Source organism: Streptomyces spirodelae (assembly GCF_017676385.1).
GTDB classification, from domain to species: Bacteria; Actinomycetota; Actinomycetes; order Streptomycetales; family Streptomycetaceae; genus Streptomyces; species Streptomyces spirodelae.
In genome coordinates, this window is sequence record NZ_JAFFZN010000027.1 from 62,533 (window position 1) to 86,446 (window position 23,914).

The following is a 23,914-nucleotide window of genomic DNA, read 5'->3' on the forward strand; positions in this document are numbered from 1 at the left end:
CGCCCGGTACCGGTGGCCCGGTAGGCTTTCCGTGTGATCTTCAAGCGAATCGGAAACGGGCGGCCGTACCCCGACCATGGCCGGGAGAGCACCCGTCAGTGGGCGGATGTGGCCCCGCGCCCGGTGCGCCTTGACCAGCTCGTCACCACCAAGGGCCAGCTCGACCTCGAGACGCTGCTCGCAGAGGACTCGACGTTCTACGGCGACCTGTTCGCCCACGTCGTGAAGTGGCAGGGCGACCTGTACCTGGAGGACGGGCTGCACCGCGCGGTGCGCGCGGCGCTCCAGCAGCGCCAGGTGCTGCACGCGCGCGTCCTCGAACTGGACTGATCCACCTCGTTCCGCCCCCGGTCCGCCCCTTCCGGGCACACACATTCCCCCATTCGGGTACGTGTTTGTAGGCGTATCGAGAAGCCATTGATCATCTAGTAGGCAGTTCTGCCTGCGGCTACTACCCTGCGCACATGAGCATGCTCACTCCCCCAGACCTGGGCGGGAAGTACCGCATCAAGGGTGACCGTTACCCCCGGATGCGCAGGCCACGCAGGCGGGGGCGGCTCATCGCCGCCACGTTCGCCTCCGTGCTGGCCGTCGCGGTACTCGGGTGGGGCACGCTCCAGCTCGTCCACATCTTCTCCGACCCCGACCCGGTCGAGGCCGCCGGCCACCCGACCGGACCCGCCAAGTGCGCCTCCCCGGCCGCCTCCGGGAACGCCGCAGCGACCGGCGGCAAGAACGCAGCGCTCGGCAACCGGAAGACGGACACCGACGGGGGCAAGGCCGAAGCGGGAGAGGCCGAAGGAGGCAAGGCCGAGAAGGACGGGAAGAGGACCGCCGCGCAGAACGCAGCCGGGCGCGAACTTCCCCGGCCCGGCGACATCACCGTCAACGTCCTCAACGCCACCTCGCGCAACGGCCTGGCCAAGGACACCGCCGACGAGCTGAAGAAGCGGGGCTTCAAGATCGGCAAGATCGGCAACGCGTCCGCCGAGTTCGACGAGAAGGTCGAGAAAGCGGGCATCCTCATCGGCGCCCCCGGCTCCTCCACCTCGGACCGCCTCCAGGTCCTGGGCACCCAACTGGAGAACACCGAGACCCGGTACGACGAGCGCGACGGCAAGGACGTCGACCTCATCCTCGGTAAGGGCTTCGAGCACCTGGCGAAGAAGAAGGCGGCCACCGCGGCCCTCGCCGAACTGGCCGGCTCCCCGCACCCCGGAAAGTCCTCCTCGGCGTCCCCCGCCACCTGCTGAGCCGGTCTCGCGCGGAGCGAGGCCACCCGGTGCGACTGGGCCGACGACTGGGCCACTGGGCAGCCACCAGGTCACCTGGGCACCTGGGCACCTGGGCACCTGGGCACCTGGGCACCTGGGCACCTGGGCCACTAGGTCACCAGGCGAGGCCCTACCCGGCCGTGCCGTACATCCGGTCCCCGGCGTCGCCCAGGCCCGGCACGATGAAGCCCTGCTCGTTGAGGCGCTCGTCCACCGAGGCGGTCACCACCGTCACCGGCGTACCGGCCAGATCCCGCTCCATGACGGCTACCCCCTCGGGCGCCGCGAGCAGGCACAGCGCGGTCACATCGTCGGCGCCGCGCCGGATCAGCTCCTTGATGGCGGCGACCAGCGTGCCACCGGTGGCCAGCATCGGGTCCAGAACGTAGACCTGGCGCCCGGACAGATCGTCGGGCATACGGTTGGCATACGTCGACGCCTGGAGCGTGTGCTCGTCGCGGATCATCCCGAGGAAACCCACCTCGGCCGTCGGCAGCAGCCGCACCATGCCTTCCAGCATGCCCAGCCCGGCGCGGATGATCGGCACCACGAGGGGGCGCGGCCGGGAGAGCTGTACGCCGGTCGTCTCGGTCACCGGCGTGGCGATCCCGACCTCCTCGACGCGCACATCGCGGGTGGCCTCGTACGCGAGCAAGGTCACCAACTCGTCCGCAAGACGGCGGAAGGTCGGTGAGTCGGTGCGCGCGTCGCGCAGAGTGGTGAGCTTGTGCGCGACCAAGGGGTGGTCGACGACGTGGATCCGCATGCTCCGACAGTATCCGAGGCCGCAGACGGTGGAACCCGCCGGTGCCCGAACAGGTACCGAAGACACCCGCTCACCCCCGCGCACCCGGATGCGCCGGGGCGCTCTGGCGTACGCCGGGCGGAGCAGGGAAAGTGGGCAAGTACACCGGAGGTGTGCATATGTCAGAGCCACGTGAGCCCGGACAGCAGACGCGCCGACAGCCGGACCAACTCGCCCGGCCTCGTCGGCAACCGGACTCCCACCCGAACGCAGACCGCCCTGGAGACGGGAACCGCCGCAGGGACGCGGACCGACACACGGACGCGGACCAACGTCCGGCGGGGGACCGACGCCCGCCCGGGGACCGACGCCCGGCGGGGGACCGACGCCCGAGGCCCGACACGGGCACCGGTCGCGCCCTCCGCGCGGAAGGCGACCTCGGAGCGGACACGGAAAGGTTGCGCCGCCGCGCCCGCTTTCTCCGCGAGCTGAGCGAGGCGAAGGAGCTGCGCGAGCGCGTCCATCCACGCCGTTCGCGAGCGGCCCGCAGGCGTCGGCAGGCGCTGCGGATGCGGACGTTCCGTTGGTGAGTACGGCTTTCCAGTGGCCAGGGGAACGGCGCGGGAGCAGAGGAGACACCACCCCACGTCGGCCTTCTGGTCACGGTGAGTCGCCGCAGGAGAGCGCCCGGGTAAACGTTCGGGCAACAGTCGGGCAAACAGCGCGACGACGCACTGTCGAAGACGCTTCGCAAGGCCCGGGTTTCTGCCACGATTCCGATGGGGCGGGGGCACGGTCTCCGTCAGCACTCGGGCACATCTTGAATCAGTGGGAGAGTCACGGTGTATTTCGCCGCGCTGCTCGCGCGCACCGAAGACGGGTGGGAAGCGAGCGACACAGAGCTGGACGATGTGGAAACCCTGGCCGACCTGGCCGACCTGGCCCGCGAGGCCACGACAGACGACGAGACGGTGCTGGTCTGCATCGAGCAGGACGGTGAGTGGTTCGGAGTCGTCCGCGTGGACGGCGAGGACGACCCGCGTGTGTTCGTCTCGGACGCCGCGGCGGCTATGCGCAGCTCGTACGGCGAGATACTGCTCTCGGACGAGCTGCTCGGCCGCCAGCCGGAGGACCCGTCGGCCCTCGATCAACTCGTGGACCTGGACGGCACGGAGGAAGGGGAGCCGGAAGGCAGCGAGGACGACGACGGAGCAGCCGAGCGCGCCGCGGCGGCCGAGGCGGAGGCCGCACCAGCGGGTCCGCTGGGCGACGCGGAGCTCCTCTCCGACCTCGGGATGGACGAGAAGGCGCTGATCTCGCTCTCTCCCGAGGACGCCTTGAGCGAGGTCGCCGACGCGCTCGGCTGCACCGATGTCCTGGAGGCGGTCCGCTGAACGACCGAACGACAGGCGCGACACTGTCTCCATGACCCCCGCAGCCGACGACCGGCCGACCGCCGCGTCCCCCACCCCCGGCCAGGAGAACGCCCCGGGAGCCGGCCCCGCCGACTCCGGGGCCAGCCAGGTGGACGCCCCCGAAGGCGACCGCCAGGGCTCTCCCGGGAGCGCTCCCGTGGGCGACCCCGTACGCGACCCCGTACGCGACCCGTGGCGCGAGCCCATGCGGGCCGCGCTCGCGGAAGCCGCACTGGCGCCCGAGACGGGTGACGTGCCGGTCGGCGCCGTCGTCGTGGGGCCGGACGGCGCGGTACTCGGCCGGGGCCACAACGCCCGCGAGGCAGACGGCGATCCGACGGCGCACGCCGAGATACTCGCCCTGCGCGCCGCCGCCCACACCCTGGGCCGCGGCGACTGGCGACTGACGGGCTGCACCCTGGTCGTCACCCTGGAGCCGTGCACGATGTGCGCGGGCGCAGCGGTGCTCGCCCGCGTCGACCGCGTCGTCTACGGCGCCCTCGACGCCAAGGCCGGCGCCGCGGGCTCCCTCTGGGACGCCCTGCGCGACCGCCGCCTCAACCACCGTCCCGAAGTGATCAACGGCGTACTGGCACCCGAGTGCGCCGCCCTCCTCACCGACTTCTTCCGCCCCACCGGCCCCTCTCCCGATACCGATTTCGATCCCGGGCCCTCATTGGGCTAGAGTTCCTCTCGGTAGCGTGTCCGAGCGGCCGAAGGAGCTCGCCTCGAAAGCGAGTGAGGGGGCAACTCCTCCGTGGGTTCAAATCCCACCGCTACCGCTTGTGAGCAGGACAGATGGAGGGCCGGAACCCGTGAGGGGTCCGGCCCTTCGTCATGGCTGCCTGAGGCACATCCTCAGGGCCCAGGCGGTCAGGCTCTGATGGTTGGGTAGGTCTCGAACTGGTTGGTGGGCGTGTTTGTGCCGGTGAGGGGGAGCCATGGAGCCGCTGGCGGCCGGGGACCCGGTGCGTGTGAGCGATTTCGTCTTGCGTGGCCGGCTGGGCGCTGGGGGGATGGGGAAGGTTTTCCTGGGCCGGTCGCCCGGTGGGCGGGCGGTGGCGGTGAAGATCGTGCATCCGCATCTGGCGGTGCAGACGGAGTTCCGGCGTCGTTTCCGGGTGGAGGTCACCGCCGCGCGGGCTGTCAGTGGCGCGTTCACCGCGCCGGTCGTGGCGGCGGACCCGGAGGACGATCCGCCGTGGATCGCGACGGTCTACATTCCGGGGCCGTCCCTGGCCGATGCCGTGGCCGCAGCCGGCCCGTTGCCCCAGGACGCGCTGTGGCCGCTGGCGGCGGGGCTGGTCGAGGCATTGCAGGCCATCCACCGCGAGGGCCTGCTCCACCGCGATCTCAAGCCGTCGAACGTGCTGCTGGCTGCGGACGGCCCGCGCGTGATCGATTTCGGGATCTCCCGGGCGATGGACAGCACGGCGCTGACCGGGGCAGGCACAACGATCGGCACCCCAGGATTCATGCCGCCGGAGCAGGTGGAGGACCTTCCGGTGGGTCTGGCCGGCGACGTCTTCTCCCTCGGGGCCGTGCTCGCCTTCGCCGCCAGCGGCAGCGAACCTTTCGGCCAGGGCCCGCCGCTGGGCATCCTGCACCGCGTCGTCACCGGAGAGCCACGGCTGGACGGGCTGCCCGACCCGGTACGCGCCCTTGTCATCGCGTGCCTGGCGAAGAAGCCGACCGACCGCCCCACGCCCGCGCAACTCCTCGAACAGATCGCCGCACGCTGGGACGCGCCCGACGACTTCCCTTTCACCCCGCTCTGGCCGGATGCCGTGACCACCCTCATCGACACACACGCCACTCCCGCCACCGCGCGATACACCGAGGACGGCGTCACGCCGCCCCTGCTCCATTCAGCGCCCACCATCACCGCACCCCAACGGGACGCCCCCGGGGGAACGGGCCGGACAGCCGGCCTCAACGGGGACTCCGCGCGCGTGCCCCAGCCCGCCCGTCCCCGCGCGCTGCGCCGCCGACGACGACGCGCCTTGAAGCTCGCGAAGGCGGGGGAGCACGCGGAGGCCGCACGACTGTTGGGCGAACTCGTCGCGGACTGCACGCGCCTGCGGGGGCCCGAACACCGGCTGACCCTTTACCTCCGAGCCGAACATGCAGACGAACTAGGGGACGCGGGGGAGCATGCGGAGGGCGCGCGACTGCTGGCCGAACTCATCCCCGGCTGGACGCGCCTGCACGGGCCCGACCACTGGTCGACCCTCAACCTCCGCCACCTCCACGCCCATCACCTCGGGGAAGCCGGGGAGCACGCGGAGGTCGTGCCGCTGTTGGCCGAACTCATCACGGACCAAACACGCGTGCGAGGTCCTGACCACCCCCACGTTCTTCATCTCCGCTTCCGGCACGCCCGGCATCTCGGACTGACGGGGGAGCACGCGGAAGCGGCCCGCCTTCTGACCGACCTCATCGCCGACCGGACCCGTGTGCAGGGGCTCGACTCCCCTGAAACCCTGGACACCCGTCTCCTCCACGCCTACTGCCTCGGAGAAGCGGGGGATCACGCGGAGGCAGCGCGGCTGCTGGCCGAACTCGACCCGGCCGGCCAGCTATGGCCACGAGATCTCGAAACCGGACCGGGCTAGCCGCCGAAGTACGGCCAGGTCCGTCCAGTCCGGGCGGTACTGTGGGCGCAATCTGCCATGGTGGTGCCAAGTCCCGTGGTCCGCCTCAGTGGTTGTGCCGACGGCCCGCCTCAGTGGTTGTGCCGACCCGGGTAGCAGCACGGGCGAAGGGGAGCGGCCGGTGGGTCGGTGAACTCGCACAGTGGTGCGCGGCGCCGCGCGGCGCGGAGCAGAGCCGGTGGCGCGACTGACTGGCAGTCGGGCCGTTCAGCGAGGAGCTGGCCGTCGGGCCGTTCAGCGAGGAGCTGGCCGTCGGGCCGTTCAGCGAGGAGGGGGAATGCGGTACATCGTTGTCGGGGCCGGGGCGGTCGGCGGGGCGATCGGGGGCCGGCTCCACGAAGCCGGTCACGACGTGGTCCTGGTGGCGCGTGGAGCCCACTACCAGGCCCTGCGCGCCGACGGGCTGCGGCTGACGACCTCCACCGGGACGCTCACACTGCCGGTCCCTGTCGTCGACAGCCCCCATGCCGTCACGCTGCGGCACGGTGACGTTCTCGTCCTGGCGGTCAAGACCCAGCACAGCGAGGCAGCGCTTCAGGAGTGGGCGGCGCGGCCGGTGCTGGGTGGTCGGCAAGAGGAGACGGCCGCGGAAGCGATCCCTCTGGTGTGCGCACAGAACGGTGTGGAGAACGAGCGGCTCGCCTTGCGCCGCTTCCGTCAGGTGTACGGCATGTGTGTCGTGCTGCCCGCCGCGCATGTGACTGCCGGGTCGGTCGTCGCGCGATGTGGGCCCTACACCGGGGCCCTTGTACTGGGCCGGTACCCCTCCGGCATCGACGCGACCGCTCGTCGGATAGCCGTGGACCTCGAGAGTGCCCGCCTGCTCGCTCCGCTCGATCCCGAGGTGATGCGCTGGAAGTACGCCAAACTCCTCGGCAACCTCGCCCAGACGGTCGAGGCCCTGTGCGGGAGTACCGCACAAGGCGCTGCCGCAGAGGTGACCGAGCGGGCCCGCGCCGAAGGGGCAGCCGTGCTCAAGGCAGCAGGAGTGGCGTGGGCGACCGCGGCGGAGATGGCCGAACTGCGGAGCGGCAAGGTCGAAGCTCCCGCACAGGGCGTCGAAGCTCCCGCACAGGGCGAGGGGCAACAGAGCGATGAGCAGCAAGCCCTCGGCTCCTCGTGGCAGAGCCTCGCCCGGGGAACGGGCTCGATCGAGGCCGATCACCTCAATGGCGAGATCGTCCTGCTCGGCCGGTTGCACGGGGTGCCCACACCGGTGAACGAGACGCTGACCCGGCTGGCGAACACTGCGGCGCGGGAAGGATGGCCACCCGGAGAGCTGGACCCGGGGCGGCTACGGGAGCTGGCGGACACCGCCACCCGTTGACGACGTCCTCGTCATCGTCGGCGGCGGGCCAGGGGCATCAGGGCCCCTGACCTGTCCGTGCTCGCCGGGAGCGGGTCGGGTCCGCCGGGAGCGGGTCCGCCGGGAGCGGTCGGGCCCGCCGGCCCGGAGCTGTGGCGCAGCAATTCAGGGGTTTTGCCTCCGGAAATTCCGTTCCCGTACGGAGCGCTGCCCTGCCCTGCTGTTCGGCCACCCGGCCCGAGGGAAAAGCGTGGGAAAGTTCGCCGTAACATCAAGGGCGTTTTTCTGCGGGATGTGCTTGCGTGTTGCGGTATCGTCATCTCAACCTCCCGTTGAGAGGGGGTGAGGAGAAATGGCCGGTGCGGGCTGGAAGTCTGAACCGGCGAGGACGACACTGCAGCGGTTCGCTGATCTCGCACGGGCAGTCGCCGGCTTCTTTCAGGCGGTGTACTACGCCGTCAGGACGGAGCAGCAGCTCTGGTAGCTCCCGTACGAGCTGATGGGCCCACCCCCGGCCTGGGGCGAGCCCATCGTAGGTCCTCGTCCGCGGCCCCGCTCTTCGTTGCGCAGAGGTGCGGGGTCCGCGCTCTGCAGACCGGCAGCGAGGAACGCTGTTACTCGAAAGACTAGCATTGGTCGCGCCGTTTTTCGCGGACGCGGTTATACCCATTGCGATGCCCTGGCTAATCCTCCGGCGGCGATGCGGGAGGGGTTTGTTTCGTGGCGGGCCCTCGTACCGCCGATGGCTTTTCCCTCTCGCCGCTCCATTTGCCGTCGGGGCCGGCCGGCGATCGCTTCGCGGTTATGCATCGCGCACGCCGCGATTGCTCCGAATACCGTACGCGGATTTCCCCGGGGTATTCGCCGGTACGGTACCGGACCCGGGCGGCGATCTGCGGACGGCCGCGTGCTGTCGTACGTTGAGAGCGACCGCTGGTCCCAGGGGGGAGCAGGGAGGCGCGGGTTGATGCGTGCTGTCGGTGTGCGCGAGCGGAACGGGCGGCCCGAGGTCCTGCAGGCGCGGCGGCCCGAACCGGGCGAGGGCGAGGTGCTGGTGCGGGTCGTGGCCGCGGGCCTGAATCCGCTGGACTGGAAGATCGCCGAGGGCATGCTGGAGGACCTGGTTCCGTACGACTTCCCGCTGGTGCTGGGCGCTGACTTCGCGGGTGTCGTGGAGAGCGCCGGTCCGGAGACGTACCGATTCATCACGGGCGAGCAGGTGTTCGGGCACGTGGTGAGCGAGCCTGTGGGCCGCGGGACGTACGCGGAGTACGTGGTGGTGAACGAGTCCGGCAGCATCGCACGTGCGCCCGCCGCCATCCCGCTGACCGCCGCCGCGGGGGCGCCGACGGCAGGGATGACGGCGCTCGGGATCATGGATTCGGCCGCGCTGCGCTCGTACGAGAGCCTGCTGATCATCGGTGCGGCAGGCGGCGTCGGTACGTTCCTCACACAGCTCGCCGCCGCGCGCGGGCTGCGCGTGGTGGCCGCCACCCACGGGCACGACCAGCCCCGGATGGCCGCCTTCGGTGCGGCGCTGACCATCGACGTACGGGAGCGGGAACTGGCGGATGCGCTGCGGGAGGAGTACCCGCGCGGTGTGGACGCACTGGTGGACCTCGCCTCGGTCTCGCCGGAGGAGTTCGCGAGGCACGCCGCGCTGGTACGGGACGGTGGCGTGGCCGTCTCCACGCTGGACGCCGCGTCGGTGGACGCGCTCTACGGGCGCGGCATCGAGGGCATCAACTACCACATCGCGGCCTCCGCAGAGCTGCTGGAGCGGCTCCGCGAGGAGATCGACAGCGGCCCGCTGACCGTACCCATCGAGGCCGAGGTCCCGCTCGACCAGGCCCCCGGCGCAGTCGCCCGCAACCGCGCCGGCGGCGCCCGGGGCAAAACCGTCCTCCTCCCCTGAGCCGGGCCGAGCCCGGAAAGGACCGGAAGAGCCCGGTAGGACCCGGATGGGACGGAAGAGGCCGGAAGGGGCCGGAAGAGCCCCGGGGAGCCGTGCCCCGCTCCCGGAGGAGCCCGGCGAAGCCGTGGCGGGCCACCGGAGCCGGCGAGTCGCTCCTTCGCCTGCTGGTGCCTCATGGTTCCCGCTACACTCACACAGCCGCACAGGTGTTCAAGGTGTCGATGATCGAACGCCCGGGGGGTCGGACGCCCGGGGGAGGGACAGCGCGATGGCGCAGACGAAGAAGATCGCGGGCTATGTGCTTGTCGTCTTCGTGCTGTACACGATCATCACGTCCCCCGAACGCGCTGCCGATCTGGTCCAGATAGGTTTCGAGGGCATCTCCAGCGCCGCACAGGGTGTCGGCCGGTTCATGACCTCCCTCGTCAACTGAGACCCCCGCGCCACCCCGCTGAGACACCTGTTCCAGACCCGCCGCCCGGGTACCGCTCGCCCCTTCGACCAGGCGCTTCCGGGTGCAACTGGCAAGCAACACGGAGTTATACGGTGCTTGCGCAGGGTGCACATGTCTTGTGATGCTATGACCGCTTTTTGGCTGATGAATCGCGCCCGCACTCTCGACGCGGGCGACGCAGGCGAAGCACGTGAAGCACACACAGCAGGCACAGCACATACGCACGCAGCACGCACAGCACATACAGCACGCAGCACGCAGCACGCACAGCACATACAGCACGCACAGCTGGCGCAGCACGCACAGCTGGCGCAGCGATCGACCAGGACAGATCTGCACCGTAAGGGGTGGTGGCTGAGTGGACGGGACCCGTACCCCCACCCAGACTCCCTCCGGCGACGCCGAACCAGCCTCCTCCCCCGCCGAAGCGCAGCGGGAACGAGCCGCGCGGACCCGGGCGCTGACGCAGTCCCTCTTCGAGCAACTCGCCCGGCACGAGCCGGGCTCGGCCGAGCACGAGCGCATCCGCGCAGCGCTCATCGAGGCGAACCTGCCGCTGGTGCGGTACGTGGCGGCGCGCTTCCGCAGCAGGAACGAGCCGATGGAGGACGTCGTCCAGGTCGGCACCATCGGGCTCATCAACGCCATCGACCGCTTCGACGCCGAGCGCGGGGTGCAGTTTCCCACCTTCGCGATGCCGACGATCGTCGGCGAGATCCGCCGCTACTTCCGCGACAACGTCCGTACGGTGCACGTCCCGCGTCGGCTGCATGAGATGTGGGTGCAGGTCAGCGGCGCCACCGAGGATCTGACGACGCTGCACGGACGGTCTCCGACCACGGCCGAGATCGCCGAGCGGTTGAAGATCACCGAGGAGGAGGTGCTGGCCTGTATCGAGGCCGGCCGCGCCTACCGGGCCACCTCCCTGGAGGCGGCGCAGGAGCGCGATGACGGGATGCCGGGGCTGCTGGACCGGCTCGGCTACGAGGACCCCGAGCTCGACGGGGTCGAACACCGCGACCTCGTCCGCCATCTGCTCGTACAACTGCCCGAGCGCGAGCAGCGGATTCTGCTGCTCCGGTACTACCGGAATCTGACGCAGTCGCAGATCAGCGCCGAGCTCGGAGTCTCGCAGATGCACGTCTCGCGGCTGCTCTCGCGCAGCTTCGCCCGGCTGCGGGCCGCAAATCGAATCGACGCGTAACCGGTTCGAGCGACCTCAACTTCCGCATCAGCGCCCTCAACTGTGCAGTTTTATCGACATGAGGCTACGTCGCGTTGCCTACTTGTGACATTCTGCAAGAGCTGCGTTTGCCGCAGTGGCGTGCCCGGTATGGAGGGGGAGGTGCTTCCCTCTCAGCCGAGGGCGCCGCAGCGACCGTCCGCGACCTCAAGGGGGTGGCATGTCCGTAGAACTGGGCAGCTCCAAGGTGCTCGCCGAGAACACGTCCCCGACCCCGGGGGCACCTCCCGGGCCCACCGAGCCCGGCAGCGTGCCACCGATGCTCGACGAGGTGGCGCCGGACGACCTCGCGGGCGCGGCACCGGCCGAGCTCGCCGGAGCCACGGTGGCGCCCGCCGGCGACTCCATCGACACCCGCACTCTCTCCCGCTCCCTCTTCCTGCGACTGGCCGCGCTCGACAAGGCGGCGGCCGAGTCCCCGGAAACGGCCAACATGGCCGAGCGGATGTATGTACGAGACACGCTCATCGAGCTGAACCTCCCTCTCGTCCGCTACGCCGCGGCCCGGTTCCGCAGCAGGAACGAGCCGATGGAGGACATCGTCCAGGTCGGCACCATCGGACTGATCAAGGCGATCGACCGCTTCGACTGCGAACGCGGCGTGGAGTTCCCGACGTTCGCGATGCCGACCGTGGTCGGGGAGATCAAGCGCTTCTTCCGCGACACCTCCTGGTCGGTGCGGGTGCCGCGCCGCCTCCAGGAACTCCGGCTGGCGCTGACGAAGGCCAGTGACGAGTTGTCCCAGACCCTGGACCGCTCCCCGACCGTCAGCGAACTGGCGGGCTGCCTCGGCGTCTCCGAGGAGGACGTGGTCGACGGGCTGGCCGTCGGCAACGCCTACACCGCCTCCTCGCTGGACTCCCCCGCGTTGGAGGAGGACGGCGCCGAGGGCTCGCTGGCCGACCGGCTCGGATACGAGGACAGCGCCCTGGAGGGCGTCGAGTACCGCGAGTCGCTCAAGCCCCTGCTGGCCAAGCTCCCGCCGCGGGAGCGCCAGATCATCATGCTGCGCTTCTTCGCGAACATGACGCAGTCGCAGATCGGCGAGGAGGTCGGCATCTCCCAGATGCACGTCTCCCGGCTGCTGACCCGCACGCTCGCACAGTTGCGCGAGGGGCTGATCGCCGAGGACTGACCGAGGACGGGGGCGGAGTGCTGCGGGGGATACCGGAAGAAGCACCGGAAGCGATATCCGCGAAGTCGGCCACTGAGCGGTGGAGAGGGGTGCGGCCCAAGGCAGGAACGCGAACTGGGAGTGCGGAGAAGACCGGGAAAGGGACACCCGGGAAACCTGGAACCCCTGGCATGCCCGGGACATCTGGGACACCTGGGCTCGCTGACGGAGGGTTCACTTCTGACGAGGCGTCAGTAACACTGTCGCCATGCGAAGCCAGGGGAGCACGACGCGAAGCCGTCGAGGCAGCCGGATAGCCGCCTCGGCGGCTCTCGTATGTCTCGGGGCGCCGCTGGCCGCCGGGTGCGGCGGAGGCGGGGACGACGGCTATGTGGCGGTCGGCGCGGCGGACCCGTCCGGGCGGAGCGGTGACGGCACAGGGCCCGTCAAGCCGGACGACAAGGTGCGGATGGTGCCGCTGCCTGGTGACGGCGATGGCACCAGCAAGGGCGACGGCAGCGGAAACGGTGGTGGCGACGGTGGGAAGCCCGACGGCCCCACCCACGGCGGGAACGGCGAGGACGACGGTGACGCCTCGAGAGGGGCGGGCGGAAGCGCGGCCGCCGGCACCGCCGGGGGCCCTGCTGGGGCGTCCGGCTCCGCACCGTTGGGCGGCTCAGGTGCCACAGGCGGCTCGGACGGCTCCGCGGACTCCGGGGGCTCGCATGGCCACAGCAGCACAGGCGGCGCTTCAGGCGCGTCCGGCGCATCTCCCGGCTCCGGCACGCCCGGGGGCGGTCAGCAGTCCGGCGGCGGCTCCTCCGGCCCTGACGCGCCGAGCCCACCGAGCGGCCCGGCCGTACTGAAGGCGAGCGCACCACGGCGGGCAGAGGCGGACGACCGGTGGTGCGAGAAGGTGACCGTCCGCTTCACCAACTCCGGCGGCCGTACGGTCACAGGCGGCAAGGTCACCTTCCGTACGCACATCATCGGCGCGCTCGGCATCGACTGGGCAACCCGCGAGAGCACGCGCGCGCTGCCCGTACCGATCAGGGCCGGGGAGAAGAAGGAGAAGACCTGGACGGTGTGCGTGGACGCATGGCGGGTGCCGCTGGGCATGCACATCGAGACGCGTGAGGTTCGGCTCACCGGCTGGAAGTGACCAGGACCCGTACCGGTTCCCGGTCGGCGCCAGCGCACTGACCCGTACCGGGCCCCGGCAGGCGTCGGCGCGCCGCCCTCGTGACCAGGGGCACCCTTCGCACCACCAGGGGGCTTTCACTCCGTCAGGAGACCTTCCACCGTCAGGAGCCCTTCACACCGTCAGGGGCCCTTCAGGAGACCCCCACACCGTCAGGAGAAGGCCAGCCAGGCGACACCGGCCAGCACGACGAGCGCGACGACGACGCCGACGATCACGCCGACCCGGGGACCGGCCGGGGCCGGGGCGGGAGCCTGCCTGCTGCCGGGGCGGGTGGCGCCCTCGTCGACGAAGGCGCGGAACATCTGGGTGCTGCCTGCCGGGTCGGGGTGTCCCTGTCCGTCCGGACCCTGCGGCGCCTGCGGGTTGTGAGCCATGTCCCAGGACCCTAGCGAACCGTCACCCGGATGGCACAGCGGCTCCCCGCCCAGCACTGTGCGCTCTCTCACACGCCCCCTCGCGCGCCCCTCACACACCTCCGCGCCCCCGCACCCCCCCCTGCCCCTCGACATCTCTCTTTGCTCAGAGTTTGCCCAGGTTGCCCGAAATCAATTTGCCTACAGCAACCAACCATCTGTATGGTTGCCTTAAGCAACAAGTTCCTGAGGTGCAGATGGCCGAACGCAGTCAGTACGAGGAGCTGGCCCGGCAGATCAGCGCCATCGGCGCCGTCAAACGAGAGATGGCGCGCGGCCTCCCCCCGGAGTGCCCGCCCGCCTCGGCGGTCGTCCTGACACTCCTGGAAAAACACGGGGAGATGCGCACCAGCCGACTGGCCGAGCTGATGGCGATCGACATGTCGGTCACCAGCCGGCACGTCACCCACGTCGCCGACCGTGGCTGGATCGAGCGGCGCCCCGACCCGCAGGACGGCCGGTCCCGGCTGCTGCGGATCAGCGAGAGCGGAGAGCGGTTCCTGGCGGACCTCTCGGCACACACCACCGAGGTGCTCGCCGCCCACCTGCACGACTGGAGCGACGAGGACGTCGCCCAGCTCAACGCGCTGCTCAGCCGGCTCCGCACGAGCTTCGGGGACTGCCGCGCCCGCGGCGGGCCACCCCACGAGACGAAAACCACCGCACCACTGAGTTAGAAGGACGCCGAATGGCAACAACCCGATCCCAGCCGCCGGTTGGGGGGTCCCGCGACGCCGCGCAGGGAGCCGGCGGCGGGGCCCGGCACGCGGCGCACGCCGCGTCGTCAGGCCACTCAAGCGCCACCCGGGCCCAGGCGGCCCAGAGCCAGGCAGGTCAGCACCAGGCGGCCACCGACCGGACCGGCACCGCCACCGGCACCGCCACCGGCACCCGTACCGCCACCGCCACAACGGCGGCAGGCGGCGCCGCGACGGCGACCGAGAGTAGCGCTCCGATGACGCACCGGCAGATCATGGAGGCGCTCTCCGGGTTGCTGCTCGGCATGTTCGTCGCCATCCTGTCGTCGACGATCGTCTCCACGGCACTGCCCAAGATCATCTCCGATCTCAACGGCACCCAGAGCTCCTACACCTGGGTCGTGACCGCCTCGCTGCTGGCGATGACCGCCTCCACCCCGCTGTGGGGCAAGCTGGCGGACCTCACCAGCAAGAAGCTGCTGGTCCAGATAGCCCTGATCGTCTTCGTGCTGGCCTCGGCGGGCGCGGGTCTGTCGCAGAACCCGGGGATGCTGATCTCCTTCCGGGTCGCCCAGGGCATAGGCATGGGCGGGCTCTCGGCACTCGCCCAGATCATCATGGCCGCGATGATCTCCCCCCGGGAGCGCGGCCGGTACAGCGGCTACCTCGGTGCCACCTTCGCCATCGCCACCGTCGGCGGCCCGCTGCTCGGCGGCGTGATCACCGACACCAGCTGGCTGGGCTGGCGCTGGTGCTTCTACGTGGGCGTACCGTTCGCCGTCATCGCGCTGATCGTCCTGCAGAAGACGCTCCACCTGCCCGTCGTCAAGCGGCCGGACGTCAAGGTGGACTGGGCCGGCGCGTTCTTCATCGCCGCCGCGGCCTGCACCCTGCTGCTGTGGGTCACCTTCGCGGGTGACAAGTACGACTGGCTGTCGTGGCAGACGTACACGATGGTCGGCGGAGCCATCGTGCTCGGGCTGATCTTCGTGCTCGTCGAGTCGAAGGCCAAGGAGCCGATCATCCCGCTGCGGCTGTTCCGCAACGGCACCATCACGCTGGCGTCGGTCGCCTCGCTGTTCGTCGGTATCGCGATGTTCGGCGCGACGGTGTTCCTCAGCCAGTATTTCCAACTGGCGCGCGGCAAGTCGCCGACGATGGCCGGTGTGATGACGATTCCGATGATCGCCGGGCTCTTCCTGTCCACCACCGTCTCGGGCCAGATCATCACCCGTACGGGGAAGTGGAAGAAGTTCCTGATCACCGGTGGTGTGCTGATGGCCGCGGGCATGGGCCTGCTGGGCACACTGCGGTACGACACCGAGTACTGGCACATGTCGATCTTCATGGCGCTGCTCGGTCTCGGCGTCGGCATGATGATGCAGAACCTGGTGCTCGCCACCCAGAACCAGGTGGCGGCCCAGGACCTGGGCTCGGCCAGCTCCACGGTCAACTTCTTCCGTTCGCTGGGCGGTGCGGTCGGTGTCTCGGCGCTCGGCGCCGTGCTCTCCAACCGGATCACCCACTACATGGAGGACGGGTTCGCCGAGCTGGGCATCAAGCCCGGCGGTGCGGGTGCCACGGGAGGGGGCGGCAGCGCACTGCCGGACCTGGACAAGCTCCCCGCGCCGGTCCGTACGGTCGTGGAGAGCTCGTACGGGCACGGCATCGGCGACATCTACCTGTACGCGGCGCCCGTCGCGCTGCTGGCCCTGGTGTGCGTGCTGTTCATCCGGGAGGTCCCGCTGCGGACCACCGCCGCGAACCAGGCGGGGGAGCCCGCCGAAGTGGCGGGCACGGCGTCAGCCGCCCAGTCGGCCGCCCGGCCGGCCACCGACCTGGCCGGTGCCCAACAGGCATCCGCGCCGCAGGCGACCGCAACAGGGGGCGGAACCCAGCAGCTCAGGGAGTACGCAGCCATGGCCACAGCCCAGTCCCCGGCGCCCCTGCCGACCAGCGGCCACGGGGTGTACGGCACCGTCCGCAACGCCGACGGTCTCGGCGTCGCCCGTGCGGCCGTCACACTGATCTCGCTCAGCGGGCGCCAGCTCGGCCGCTCCGTAGCGCACGCGGACGGCTCCTACGGGCTGGACGCGCCAGGGCCCGGCTCCTACGTGCTGATCGCGGCGGCCGACGGCCACCAGCCGCAGGCGTCCACGGTCGTGCTCGGCGAGGAGCCGCTCAGCCACGACCTGCTGCTCTCGGGCACCAGCGGCCTGGCCGGCCAGGTGCGCGGGGTGGTCGACGGCGCTCCGGTGCAGGGCGCAATGGTCGTCGTCACGGACGTCCGGGGCGAGGTGCTGGCCACCGGTGTCACGGGCGAGAGCGGCGAGTACCGTTTCGACGAGCTGGTCACCGGCACCTTCACGCTGGCCGTGAACGCCACCGGCTACCGGCCGACCGCGCTCCCGGTCGAGGTCCAGGGCCAGGGCATCACCCGGCGCGACGTGGACCTGGCGGCGGGCGCCCGGGTGACCGGTACCGTACGGGCCGGTGCGCAGCGCAGGCCGCTGCCGGACGCGCGGGTCACGCTCGTCGACGCGGCGGGCAACGTCATCGCCACATCCACCACCGGTGAGGACGGCGCCTACGCCTTCACCGACCTCGACGCCGGTGACTACTCGGTCATAGCCAGCGGCTACCCGCCCCAGGCGAACGCCCTGCACGTGGCCGGCCCCGGAGTGGACGCGTACGACATCGAGTTGCACCACCCGGACGAGTGACCCCGGGTCCTGACGGTGCGTGAATCGAGCGGAGCACGCGCCGTCGGGTCCGGTTCGGGGAAGGGCCCCGGCGGCCCGGAAACGCGCTGAGCGGGTGCGGGCAAGGGACGGCCCGCCGCCGGGTGCCGGGGCCCGTCAGAGACGAGGCCGAAGGCCCGTCGACTGCGAGAAGGAGCTGGAAGAGATGACAGGCGGGGCAAGCGGAGCCGGCCCGGGCGGGGTGCGGGCGCGAGTGCGCACCCGGGACGGCTGGGCGGTACAGCACGCCGTGCTGACCGTCACCGATATGACCGGCGCTCAGGTGCTGCGGGTGGAGGCGGACGACGAGGGGTTCGTCCGCAGCGCTGAGCCACTGCCCCCGGGCGCCTACACCGTCATCGCCACGGCCGTCGGCTATGCGCCGGCCGCCTCCACGGCGATGGTCACCGCCTCCGGACGCGCGGATCTGGGCACCCTGGTGCTCGCCCGGCAGGGCGGCGTCGAGCTGCCGCCTCCGGGCCCGTGGACCATCGATCCGATGCACTCCACCGTCGCCGCGACCGCGCAGCACCTGGGGATGACCAGCGTGCACGGCAGGTTCACCGACTTCGGCGGCCGTATCGAGGTCTCGCAGGACCCGGAGAAGTCGTCCGTGGCGGCCGTCATCAAGGCGGAGTCCATCGACACCGGGAACGCGATGCGAGACAAGCACCTGCGGTCCGGCGACTTCCTCAACGTCGAGTCCTACCCCGACATCGCCTACCGGAGCACCGGCATCGACGTGGCCGGGCCCGACCGGTGGACGGTACGCGGCCAGCTCGAGATGCACGGCGTCGTGTGCGAGGCCGACCTGGATCTGACCTACCTGGGCAGCGGCCCCGACCCCTGGGGCGGGCTGCGCGCCTCCTTCCACGCCACGACCGAACTGCGGCGCTCCGACTTCGCGATGAACTACAACCAGGTCGTCGCGGCCGGCATCGCGGCCGTCGGCACGACGCTGCGGGTCGACCTGGACATCCAGGCGGTGCAAGGAGAGTCACTGCCGTTCTGACGGCGCACCGCCAAGGCCGACGGAGTCAGCGGTCCTCGGGGGCCGCGGCCTGAGGCGGAATCACGGGCGCGGCACGGTCCTGCGGGACGGTACCGCGCCCGTACCGTGCCATGGCCTCGATGCCCGCGATGACGCAGTCCAGCGCGACGCCGAAGTCCCGCTGCTCCACGGGGCGTACGACCTCTCCGTCCGCGCCCTCGCCGCACTCCGCGTACTCGGGGCGCGCACCCAGCGTTGTGCGCAGCGCGTCCACACAGTCCTGCGAGCTGACACCCGCCTCGCTGCACCGGCGCTGCCAGCTCGCCTCGACGGCAGCGTGCCCGTAGACGAACGAGAACAGCGCGGCCAGCGCACCGTCCGCCTGCTGTTCGGGCAGCCCGGAACGCAACAGCACCCGGCGCACTCCCAGTTGGAAGGACATCGCGCTCGGGCCGACGTTCAGGAAGCTGCCCAGCGTGCCGGACGCCCACGGGTGACGGCGCAGCAGCCCGCGCAGCGCGTACGCCGCCTGCCGCAACTGCTCGCGCCAGTCGACGCCTTCCGCGTCCGCGTCGGGCACCTCCAGCTCGCCCTCGACGGCGTCCAGCGCGAGCTCCAGCAGATCGTCCTTACGATCGACGTACCAGTACACCGACATGGCCGTCACGCCGAGGTGCGCTGCCAGCCGGCGCATGGAGAACTTCGCCAGCCCCTCGGTGTCCAGCAGCCGTACGGCGGCCGCCGTGATCTTCTCCCGGTCCAGCCCCTCGGCCTGCCCGCTCCCCGCGGCTCTGCGCCGCGAGAAGGACCGCTCCTCCAGCCACACGCTGGTCCTGCGCATCCGACTCGTGCGGCTGCCGTCGCTCATGGCACGCGCTCCTTCGGGGGCCGGCTCCGAAGGCCGGTCGGAGAGACGGAACGGGGCGGCAACGGCCCAGGTGACCCACGGACCGTTACCCCTCGATGCTAATCCGTATCCGCCCCGTCATCCGCCTTCGTTGCCCCGAAAGCCGGTATGACGGACTCGCCGGGTTTGAAGACATAACCCGCCCCTCGCCGCGTATGGATCATCCGCTCCCGGCCCGCATCGATCTTCCGCCGCAGATACGAGATGTACAGCTCCACCAGGTTGGTGTGCCGCACCACGTCGTAGTTCCACACGCGGTCGAGGATCTGCGCCTTGCTGAGCACTCTGCGCGGGTTGCGCATCAGGAAGCGCAGCAGCTCGAACTCGGTGGCGGTCAGCCGTATCCACTCCCCACCCCGCCACGCCTGACGGGCCTCCTCGTCCAACACGAGGTCCCCGACGACGACCAATCCCTCGGCCCGGCGCACACAACTCTCCCGGGCACTCTCCTGGGCGCGCTCCACTCTCCCGCGCGCCTCGCTCGCTCCATTACGCCTCATGCCCCAACCCTCGAACGCCCGGGTGAGAGAAGGATTGTGGACTTCTGTGAATCGTCTGAGAACACGGCGGATCCGCCTTCAGGGACTCCTGCGACACCTGCGCTGTCCCGCGAGGCCCATCTCCGACCGGCCGGGACCCCTTCCTTCCGCCCTCCTCAGGGCCACTCACAGCAGTCCGGGCAGCGCATAGGACCGGCTTCCCCTGCCCAGATCCACATGCTCGAGCCAGCTATCAGGAATGGGAACGACGTGGCGGCGAAGCGCCTTCTTCCCGGAGCGGGAAGTCGTCGTAAGCCCTTGCGGGTCCAGCTCTTCAACGCAGAGGCCGGGCACTGGAGACGGCGAGTTCTTGGCGCCCGTGAGCGCCGTAGGCAGTCTCCCCTGAGCAGCCGGAAGTGGCGCGATACGCCAGACAAGACCTCTCTTCGAGGGAGTTCCGAGTTCGAGGTCGGCTCGTGCCTCGCGAGGAGTCATCGGCTCGTCCCACGTCGCCGCCAGCCCTCTGAAGAGGTGCCTCGCCCGCCCCTGGTTGACTATCTGGCCGGTATCGATGGTGAACGAGGGGGAGAAGAAGTCGGCCGGCCTGTAACCGGCTCGCTCGAGAGCAGTCGCATAGAAATCAACCAGCGGGATCACTTGATGCCTGATATGGCGCGCGGCATCAGAATAAATCTCACCAAGGGAATGCGATTCTGCGGCCAATATTTCAAAGACGGTTTTCACATCTGTCTCCGTGGCGTTGCAGAATTCTTCCCGGCGACCGACCCCCCGCACCCTCTTGCACATCAGAAGGCTGTTCAGCAGCCATCTGGTCGCGTCGGTGTAACCCGACACCTTCCTCTTTTCGGTAACTGGATACAGATGGACAGCCCGGAATGTACCATCGTTAAGGAAATCCGGGTCACTGGCGTAATAAGGGCCATCAGAATTGTCGAAGCGATGGAGCCTTACCCTGCGCACACGGTGCGGAATCCGTAGATCGCCGGCCAGCACAGCCCGCACAGTTCCAGCATTCGCTTCGAGAGCATCCCCGAAAACATGCACATAGGGCCGGCCGGGAGAAGAAGAAACGGGGTGTCTTCGGGCAGTGACGCGGTTCACGGTTGATAGCGGCAGATCTCCGTAGCTCCGGCCCTCACTGATGAGCAGGTGCGGTCCGCACGCCAAGACGTGACGCTTCTCCATCACCGTGTTCGTCACCTCCCCCAGACCTACCAAGGGCGCGAATCGCAGTTCGCAAGCAGCAGTTGCCGCTCCGTGCCCCAGTGTGTCGAGCAACGGCTTGTACGTTGCAAGGGCCGCCGCGAAATCCCTCAGGTACGCCTCCCGTGACATTCGCCCGTTATCGGCACGGTACCCTGCGGCGTAAGAAGTCACGGAGAATCGAATCCCGTCAAACGCATCACCGAGCTCCCCGACAACGCGGCTGTGCATCTTCGACAGCTGCACAGAAAGGGAGGAGTACCCAACAGTGGACATTCGGATTCGCACTCCGAGAACATCCCTGGCCAGCCTGGCGTAATGATCCAGATAAGGGTACGACCCCGCGTCGTTGTCAAAATAGGGAAAGAGCACGCCAGGCCGGTGCGCACGCTCCGAGGCGAGCGTTATACCGCGCCGAGAGCAAACAGCCTGAAGAGTGCGAAGTAGACCATCTATACCCTTCAGGGTGAGCTGCCAGACCTCCCGGCCTGCCGATTGAGAACAGAACGTACAGCGATTGAAACAACCGACAGCAGGCGCGAGGTACTGAAGCCGGGTGAGCGCTTCATCAGGCAGAGCAAGCAGCCTGTCGAACATTTCCCTCTCGACCGAGCAAGAACAACCCATGCCGGCTCCTTCTGCATCACAGAAGTCAGAGAACCCTTCGGGGCCACTACCCCCCTCCGCTCGACTCGAACGTCAGAGCCACGCTCGGATGACCGAAACGACCTACCTCGTCCTGCGATCCCGTTGTTTGTGGCCCCGATTGAGCCCGGACGTCAGCCGGCCGGTCCCGTGTGACGCCGTGCAACAGTCGAGCGGCTGACGGGTCATGTGATCGCCGACTGTGCAGCCGAGGCCCCGCAGTCAGCGAGAAGCGGGACGACACCGCCGTCGAATGCCAGGGAGTTGCCCAGAAGGGCAGTTGGAGGCCACGAAACAACCCGCGAGCACCGCTGCACCTGATGCCGGCACCGGATCCATACCTCTGCCCGCGTCCAGAAACCATGGCGGAGAGTCGGCAAGGCGGGCAGACGATGACTACTGCGGCTGTCCAGCCCACGGACGAAGAGCCCTTCATCGCCTGTCTGCTCAGCACGCACTCCAGCCACCCGCTTCCGGGCATGACGCAGAAGCGACCGGAATGGCTCACCGCTCTCGGCGGCATCCACTCGTCTCGTCTCGCCTCGCAACCGCTCGTTCCAGGCGCTGTCGGCGCGCGCGGGCGTGCGGAAGGTCCGGTTTCACGACCTGCGGCACACCGGTGCCGCGTTGCTGCACGAGCAGGGCGCCAGCGCCCGGACGATCATGCAGGTGCTCGGGCACAGCTCAGTCCGGGTCACGATGGACATCTACACCTTTGTGCGCCTCGATGAGCGGCGCGACGCCATCGGACGGCTGGGCGACGCCCTCAGCGAAGACACCGACCCGGGACGACCCCGAAGATTCGTGATCCACTAGGCGGCTGCCGTCAACATCGCCGTCAACCGAATACGCCAAGGGCTCTGTTCGATACCGAACAGGGCCCTTGATCTGCTGCGCGCTCGGCAGGATTCGAACCTGCAACCTTCTGATCCGTAGTCAGATGCTCTATCCGTTAAGCTACGAGCGCTTGCTTCCCGGCGGTTTTTCTTGCCGGGCGGCGTTGCGGGAACAACATTACATGACCTGCGGGCCCAGGTGAAATCCGTTTGAGTCACCCACCGTGACCTGCGGAAACGCTACTCGGGGCGGCTGAGGGCAGGGCAGGGAAGGCGGGGCGGTGGAACGAGAGAAGCCCCGGGCGGGGCCGGGGCTTCGGTGATCTTGAGATCCGCAACAGTGAGGGATCCGGAGATCGTGAGCGGAGGCTGAGGGATTTGAACCCTCGATCAGGGGGTTACCCCGAAACCGCATTAGCAGTGCGGCGCCATAGACCAGACTAGGCGAAGCCTCCAGACACACTCGGTGCGCCCGGAAGGGCGACGAAGTGTGTGCTGATGATGGCACAGCCCGGGGGGCTGTCTCCAATCGACCCCTACCGTACTCGGTCGGCGGACCCCTGGGCAAAGCCTTGAGCAGCAGTGGGGGCGTGCGGCCGTACGGGGCGTGCGCTGCGCCCGGACGGGTCCGCCCGCGCAACGGCGGGCGCGCAGCCGCGTTAGGGAGTAGGGGGCGTACTCGCGGCGCCCCCACCCTCCTCCCACCCCGTCGGGAAGGGCCACTCCGTCCAGCCAGGCGGAGCGTGCTCTCGAGCCTCTGGAGCCAGCCATGCCGCGTCGTAGCGCCCCTGTACTTCCCCGTATCCGCCCCCTTCTCACTCTCACCGCAGCCACCTCGGTGGCGGCCGGCCTGCTCTCCCTCCTCGGGGCACCGGAGGCGGTGGCCGCGGGGACGACCCCGCCCACCGGGCCCTCGGCGACAGCGGGTGACGTCACGACCACGGCTGCTCCGCGCGCCGACGAGCTCACCTTCACCGTCTCCCGCAGCGGGAGGGCCGCGAACGACGGGTCGTACACCCTCCGCTGTCACCCGTCAGGGGGCAGGCACGCGTCGCCGGACCGGGCCTGTGCGGCACTCGACCGAGCGACATCCAAGGGCCGGGACCCGTTCAAGCCGGTACCGGCGGGTGCGACGTGCACGATGCTCTACGGCGGTCCGGCGACGGCACATGTGACCGGCACCTGGCGCGGCCGGAAGATCGACGCGCACTTCAAGCGGACCAACGGGTGCGAGGTGGCGCGGTGGAACCGTCTCGTTCCGGCGCTGCCCGCGACGACCTCCTGAGCCGGTACGGGACGGGGTGGTCCGGGACGGACGGTCCGGGGCGGGACGAGGCGGAACCAGGCGGAACCAGGCGGGGCGGTCCGGAGCGGTCCGAGGCGGGCCGGGGCGGTCCGGAGCGGGACGGGGCAGGTCGGGAAGGAGCGCCGAGGGCCGTTCGCCGCTGCTCGCCACCGCGCTCGCCACCGCGCTCGCCGCTACTCGCCGCTGTGCGCCGCCCGTTGGGCCACGGGGCCGACCGGGCGGGCCCTCCGCGCGGTACCGCACGGGTGGTGTCCCTCGCATCCGCCGCCGCACCCAGGAGTGCGGCCCGTAGACTCCCCCCTAGTGACACGCCCGGGGTGAGCGGCAGACTGGCAGCCGTGACCTCACCG

Annotated in this window: 20 protein-coding genes, 3 tRNA genes and 1 pseudogene; 17 read left to right on the plus strand and 7 right to left on the minus strand. The window is 69.9% G+C overall.

Annotated elements, in window-relative coordinates; all coding sequences use genetic code 11:
* Positions 1 to 33 precede the first annotated feature (33 nt).
* Both JW592_RS25465 and JW592_RS25470 read left to right on the plus strand, forming a co-directional pair.
* Complete coding sequence (locus JW592_RS25465) at positions 34 to 330, plus strand: type II toxin-antitoxin system VapB family antitoxin (protein ID WP_003999914.1); 297 nt, start codon at positions 34 to 36, stop codon at positions 328 to 330.
* Positions 331 to 464: 134 nt separating this feature from the next.
* Positions 465 to 1,253 carry a LytR C-terminal domain-containing protein gene (locus JW592_RS25470; protein WP_229376823.1) on the plus strand — a complete coding sequence of 263 codons (789 nt, stop codon included), beginning with the start codon at positions 465 to 467 and terminating at the stop codon, positions 1,251 to 1,253.
* Between the two features lie 151 nt (positions 1,254 to 1,404).
* Here JW592_RS25470 and upp read toward each other — a convergent pair whose 3' ends face one another.
* Positions 1,405 to 2,040 (minus strand): uracil phosphoribosyltransferase, encoded by a 636-nt coding sequence (upp, locus tag JW592_RS25475; protein WP_209267568.1) that lies wholly within the window; start codon positions 2,038 to 2,040, stop codon positions 1,405 to 1,407.
* Positions 2,041 to 2,861: 821 nt separating this feature from the next.
* Between upp and JW592_RS25480 the strand changes: the two genes are divergently transcribed.
* The 10 genes from JW592_RS25480 to JW592_RS25525 all read left to right on the plus strand — a co-directional run bounded on the left by JW592_RS25480 (position 2,862) and on the right by JW592_RS25525 (position 13,282).
* Complete coding sequence (locus JW592_RS25480; RefSeq protein WP_209267569.1) at positions 2,862 to 3,413, plus strand: tRNA adenosine deaminase-associated protein; 552 nt, start codon at positions 2,862 to 2,864, stop codon at positions 3,411 to 3,413.
* 226 nt (positions 3,414 to 3,639) lie between these two features.
* A complete protein-coding gene (tadA, locus tag JW592_RS25485; protein WP_229376850.1) occupies positions 3,640 to 4,119 on the plus strand; it encodes a tRNA adenosine(34) deaminase TadA in 480 nt (159 codons plus the stop codon).
* 10 nt (positions 4,120 to 4,129) lie between these two features.
* Positions 4,130 to 4,216: transfer RNA gene (locus JW592_RS25490), tRNA-Ser, on the plus strand.
* 234 nt (positions 4,217 to 4,450) lie between these two features.
* Positions 4,451 to 6,049, plus strand: a complete 1,599-nt coding sequence (locus JW592_RS25495; RefSeq protein WP_372446572.1) for a serine/threonine-protein kinase — start codon at positions 4,451 to 4,453, stop codon at positions 6,047 to 6,049.
* 316 nt (positions 6,050 to 6,365) lie between these two features.
* On the plus strand, positions 6,366 to 7,415 hold the full coding sequence (locus JW592_RS25500; protein WP_209267572.1) for a ketopantoate reductase family protein: 1,050 nt from the start codon (positions 6,366 to 6,368) through the stop codon (positions 7,413 to 7,415).
* A gap of 946 nt (positions 7,416 to 8,361) precedes the next feature.
* Positions 8,362 to 9,309 (plus strand): NADP-dependent oxidoreductase, encoded by a 948-nt coding sequence (locus JW592_RS25505; RefSeq protein ID WP_209267573.1) that lies wholly within the window; start codon positions 8,362 to 8,364, stop codon positions 9,307 to 9,309.
* 268 nt (positions 9,310 to 9,577) lie between these two features.
* Positions 9,578 to 9,742: a hypothetical protein gene (locus tag JW592_RS25510; protein ID WP_209267574.1), complete on the plus strand. Its 165-nt coding sequence runs from the start codon at positions 9,578 to 9,580 to the stop codon at positions 9,740 to 9,742.
* Positions 9,743 to 10,121: 379 nt separating this feature from the next.
* Positions 10,122 to 10,967 (plus strand): RNA polymerase sigma factor SigF, encoded by an 846-nt coding sequence (locus JW592_RS25515; protein WP_209267575.1) that lies wholly within the window; start codon positions 10,122 to 10,124, stop codon positions 10,965 to 10,967.
* A gap of 199 nt (positions 10,968 to 11,166) precedes the next feature.
* On the plus strand, positions 11,167 to 12,141 hold the full coding sequence (locus JW592_RS25520) for an RNA polymerase sigma factor SigF (RefSeq protein ID WP_209267576.1): 975 nt from the start codon (positions 11,167 to 11,169) through the stop codon (positions 12,139 to 12,141).
* A gap of 247 nt (positions 12,142 to 12,388) precedes the next feature.
* Complete coding sequence (locus tag JW592_RS25525) at positions 12,389 to 13,282, plus strand: hypothetical protein (protein WP_209267577.1); 894 nt, start codon at positions 12,389 to 12,391, stop codon at positions 13,280 to 13,282.
* A gap of 191 nt (positions 13,283 to 13,473) precedes the next feature.
* Here JW592_RS25525 and JW592_RS25530 read toward each other — a convergent pair whose 3' ends face one another.
* Positions 13,474 to 13,698, minus strand: a complete 225-nt coding sequence (locus JW592_RS25530) for a hypothetical protein (protein WP_209267578.1) — start codon at positions 13,696 to 13,698, stop codon at positions 13,474 to 13,476.
* Positions 13,699 to 13,934: 236 nt separating this feature from the next.
* Between JW592_RS25530 and JW592_RS25535 the strand changes: the two genes are divergently transcribed.
* The 3 genes from JW592_RS25535 (at position 13,935) to JW592_RS25545 (ending at position 18,188) form a co-directional block, all read left to right on the plus strand.
* The gene (locus JW592_RS25535; RefSeq protein WP_209267579.1) at positions 13,935 to 14,414 is read left to right on the plus strand and encodes a MarR family winged helix-turn-helix transcriptional regulator; all 480 of its coding nucleotides are present in this window, start codon (positions 13,935 to 13,937) and stop codon (positions 14,412 to 14,414) included.
* Positions 14,415 to 14,692: 278 nt separating this feature from the next.
* The gene (locus JW592_RS25540; protein WP_229376852.1) at positions 14,693 to 17,158 is read left to right on the plus strand and encodes an MFS transporter; all 2,466 of its coding nucleotides are present in this window, start codon (positions 14,693 to 14,695) and stop codon (positions 17,156 to 17,158) included.
* Between the two features lie 184 nt (positions 17,159 to 17,342).
* The gene (locus JW592_RS25545; protein WP_209267581.1) at positions 17,343 to 18,188 is read left to right on the plus strand and encodes a YceI family protein; all 846 of its coding nucleotides are present in this window, start codon (positions 17,343 to 17,345) and stop codon (positions 18,186 to 18,188) included.
* 25 nt (positions 18,189 to 18,213) lie between these two features.
* Here JW592_RS25545 and JW592_RS25550 read toward each other — a convergent pair whose 3' ends face one another.
* The 3 genes and pseudogenes from JW592_RS25550 to JW592_RS25560 all read right to left on the minus strand — a co-directional run bounded on the left by JW592_RS25550 (position 18,214) and on the right by JW592_RS25560 (position 21,149).
* Entirely contained in the window at positions 18,214 to 19,035 is an 822-nt protein-coding gene (locus tag JW592_RS25550) for a TetR/AcrR family transcriptional regulator (protein ID WP_209267582.1), read from the minus strand.
* A gap of 98 nt (positions 19,036 to 19,133) precedes the next feature.
* Positions 19,134 to 19,508 (minus strand): annotated as a pseudogene (locus tag JW592_RS25555) (winged helix-turn-helix domain-containing protein); the annotation flags it as partial.
* A 231-nt stretch (positions 19,509 to 19,739) separates the two neighbouring features.
* A complete protein-coding gene (locus JW592_RS25560) occupies positions 19,740 to 21,149 on the minus strand; it encodes a hypothetical protein (RefSeq protein WP_209267583.1) in 1,410 nt (469 codons plus the stop codon).
* A gap of 855 nt (positions 21,150 to 22,004) precedes the next feature.
* On the opposite strand from JW592_RS25560, the gene JW592_RS25565 reads away from it, so the two are divergent.
* Positions 22,005 to 22,238: a tyrosine-type recombinase/integrase gene (locus JW592_RS25565; RefSeq protein WP_372446573.1), complete on the plus strand. Its 234-nt coding sequence runs from the start codon at positions 22,005 to 22,007 to the stop codon at positions 22,236 to 22,238.
* Between the two features lie 78 nt (positions 22,239 to 22,316).
* On the opposite strand, the gene JW592_RS25570 is transcribed toward JW592_RS25565, so the two are convergent.
* A tRNA-Arg gene (locus JW592_RS25570) sits at positions 22,317 to 22,389 on the minus strand.
* Positions 22,390 to 22,621: 232 nt separating this feature from the next.
* A tRNA-Ser gene (locus tag JW592_RS25575) sits at positions 22,622 to 22,713 on the minus strand.
* 314 nt (positions 22,714 to 23,027) lie between these two features.
* On the opposite strand from JW592_RS25575, the gene JW592_RS25580 reads away from it, so the two are divergent.
* Complete coding sequence (locus JW592_RS25580) at positions 23,028 to 23,543, plus strand: SSI family serine proteinase inhibitor (protein WP_209267584.1); 516 nt, start codon at positions 23,028 to 23,030, stop codon at positions 23,541 to 23,543.
* Positions 23,544 to 23,914: the final 371 nt, after the last annotated feature.

Excerpts from the sequence above, each read along its gene's own strand:
- JW592_RS25470 (WP_229376823.1), top strand. The coding sequence starts at position 465 with ATGAGCATGCTCACTCCCCCAGACCTGGGCGGGAAGTACCGCATCAAG.
- JW592_RS25530 (WP_209267578.1), bottom strand. The coding sequence starts at position 13,698 with ATGGCTCACAACCCGCAGGCGCCGCAGGGTCCGGACGGACAGGGACAC.
- JW592_RS25500 (WP_209267572.1), top strand. The coding sequence starts at position 6,366 with ATGCGGTACATCGTTGTCGGGGCCGGGGCGGTCGGCGGGGCGATCGGG.
- tadA (WP_229376850.1), top strand. The coding sequence starts at position 3,640 with ATGCGGGCCGCGCTCGCGGAAGCCGCACTGGCGCCCGAGACGGGTGAC.
- JW592_RS25505 (WP_209267573.1), top strand. The coding sequence starts at position 8,362 with ATGCGTGCTGTCGGTGTGCGCGAGCGGAACGGGCGGCCCGAGGTCCTG.
- JW592_RS25540 (WP_229376852.1), top strand. The coding sequence starts at position 14,693 with ATGACGCACCGGCAGATCATGGAGGCGCTCTCCGGGTTGCTGCTCGGC.
- JW592_RS25495 (WP_372446572.1), top strand. The coding sequence starts at position 4,451 with ATGGGGAAGGTTTTCCTGGGCCGGTCGCCCGGTGGGCGGGCGGTGGCG.
- JW592_RS25510 (WP_209267574.1), top strand. The coding sequence starts at position 9,578 with ATGGCGCAGACGAAGAAGATCGCGGGCTATGTGCTTGTCGTCTTCGTG.
- JW592_RS25520 (WP_209267576.1), top strand. The coding sequence starts at position 11,167 with ATGTCCGTAGAACTGGGCAGCTCCAAGGTGCTCGCCGAGAACACGTCC.
- upp (WP_209267568.1), bottom strand. The coding sequence starts at position 2,040 with ATGCGGATCCACGTCGTCGACCACCCCTTGGTCGCGCACAAGCTCACC.
- JW592_RS25580 (WP_209267584.1), top strand. The coding sequence starts at position 23,028 with ATGCCGCGTCGTAGCGCCCCTGTACTTCCCCGTATCCGCCCCCTTCTC.
- JW592_RS25535 (WP_209267579.1), top strand. The coding sequence starts at position 13,935 with ATGGCCGAACGCAGTCAGTACGAGGAGCTGGCCCGGCAGATCAGCGCC.
- JW592_RS25525 (WP_209267577.1), top strand. The coding sequence starts at position 12,389 with ATGCGAAGCCAGGGGAGCACGACGCGAAGCCGTCGAGGCAGCCGGATA.
- JW592_RS25545 (WP_209267581.1), top strand. The coding sequence starts at position 17,343 with ATGACAGGCGGGGCAAGCGGAGCCGGCCCGGGCGGGGTGCGGGCGCGA.
- JW592_RS25550 (WP_209267582.1), bottom strand. The coding sequence starts at position 19,035 with ATGAGCGACGGCAGCCGCACGAGTCGGATGCGCAGGACCAGCGTGTGG.